Origin of the sequence: Plesiocystis pacifica SIR-1, assembly GCF_000170895.1 — a bacterium.
Classification (GTDB): domain Bacteria; phylum Myxococcota_A; class Polyangia; order Nannocystales; family Nannocystaceae; genus Plesiocystis; species Plesiocystis pacifica.
In genome coordinates this window covers 1-1,631 of sequence record NZ_ABCS01000226.1, presented here as the reverse complement: position 1 = coordinate 1,631, position 1,631 = coordinate 1, and the positions used below count along the sequence as shown (strand labels likewise).

At 68.8% G+C, this 1,631-nt stretch carries 1 protein-coding gene; it reads left to right on the top strand.

Annotated elements, in window-relative coordinates; genetic code table 11:
• Positions 1-125 precede the first annotated feature (125 nt).
• Complete coding sequence (locus PPSIR1_RS41355) at positions 126-1,439, top strand: reverse transcriptase family protein (protein ID WP_006977315.1); 1,314 nt, start codon at positions 126-128, stop codon at positions 1,437-1,439.
• Positions 1,440-1,631: the final 192 nt, after the last annotated feature.

Below are 1,631 nucleotides of genomic sequence, written 5' to 3'. Positions count from 1 at the left end.
AAACCGGTGAGCCTACCGTGTCCCATGTGGGATCGTAGCGAACTAGGCTCCTCCACCCCGGCTGCTGTCACGCTCCTCTTCATCGACCATCGTCGCGTCTTCACCCACTCAGGAGACGCCACGCCATGGCCAACGACACCACCGCCGAAGTAGAAGGCACGCCGCCCAAGTGGGCCGACATCGAGGCTGCCGGTAACATCCGCAACTGGGTGGACGCCGAGCTCGAGCGCCGAGGGTTGCGAGACCCCGGGGTCGACACCTCGCGCTTGAGTGACAAGCAGCGCAAGGCCTACAAGGCCAAGCGCGAGGAGGAGCGTCGGGTCCGGCGCGTCCTCCAGGGCCAGGCCTGGCAGGTCTACCGCCAAAACCACCTCGTCCACGTGGGTGTGGGCGTCTGGTACCACGACACCGCGGACATCGACCGCTGGGACATCGCCGGCATCGACGAGCGCCGCGAGCTCAACGAGCTCCCGGAGCTCAAAGACGTCCACGCCCTCGCCAAGGCCCTCGAGCTGCCCATCCCCAAGCTGCGCTGGCTCGTCTACCACCGCGAGGTCGACACCGGCACCCACTACCAACGCTGGACCGTGCCCAAGCGCAGCGGCAAGGGCGTGCGGCTGATCTCGGCGCCCAAGCCCACGCTCAAGCGCTGCCAGACCTGGGTGGCCCGCAACATCACCGAGCACCTCCCGGTCCACGGGGCGGCCCACGGCTTCCTGACCGGGCGCAGCACCGTGACCAACGCGGCCGTGCACGCCGGGGCCCGGGTCGTGGTCAAGTTCGACGTCAAGGACTTCTACCCAACGGTGAGCTTTCGGCGGGTCAAGGGCATGATGCGCAAGGCCGGCTACGGCGAGCAGGTCGCGACCGTCCTCGCGCTGCTGACCACGGAGTGCCCGCGCGAGTCCATCGAGCTCCACGGCCGCACCCACTACGTCGCCACGGGCCCGCGCTCCCTGCCCCAGGGCGCGCCGACCAGCCCGTCGATCACCAACGCCCTGTGCCTGCGCCTGGACAGCCGCCTGACCGGCCTGGCCCGCAAGCTGGGCTTTCGCTACACGCGCTACGCCGACGACCTCACCTTCAGCTTCCACGGCGCCGGCAAGATCCCCGTCGGGCGGCTCCAAAAGGCCGTGGCGGACATCGTCAAGGACGAAGGCTTCATCATCCACCCGCACAAGACCCGGGTGATGCGCAAGGGCGGGCGCCAGAAGGTCACCGGCCTCGTCATCAACGGGGCGCCCGAGGGCGCGGCCAAGGCCCGGGTCCCGCGCAAGGTCGTCCGCGAGCTGCGGGCGGCGATCCGCAACCGCGAGCTCGGCAAGCCCGGCAAGGGCGAGAGCCTCGAGCAGCTCCGCGGCATGGCGGCCTACATCCACATGTGCGACCCGGCCAAGGGCAAGGCCTTCCTCGACCGCATCAACGCGCTGTCTTCCTGAGACCCAGTCGACGTCCCTCGACCTCCCTCTCCTCGACAGGACTGAACGACCCAGCAGATTTCTCTCTCAGACTCGGCCTACCCCCTCGGGATCCTCAGCCGTGCTCAGCACAGGGCGGCGTCGCGCCGTCCGGGCACTCCATCTCGACACTCTCCACAAGGTAGGCTGTTCGTGGTTTCCCTGGCCCCGACA

Bases quoted from the DNA above. Each gene is read 5' to 3' on its own strand.
- PPSIR1_RS41355 (WP_006977315.1), top strand. From the start codon at position 126: ATGGCCAACGACACCACCGCCGAAGTAGAAGGCACGCCGCCCAAGTGG.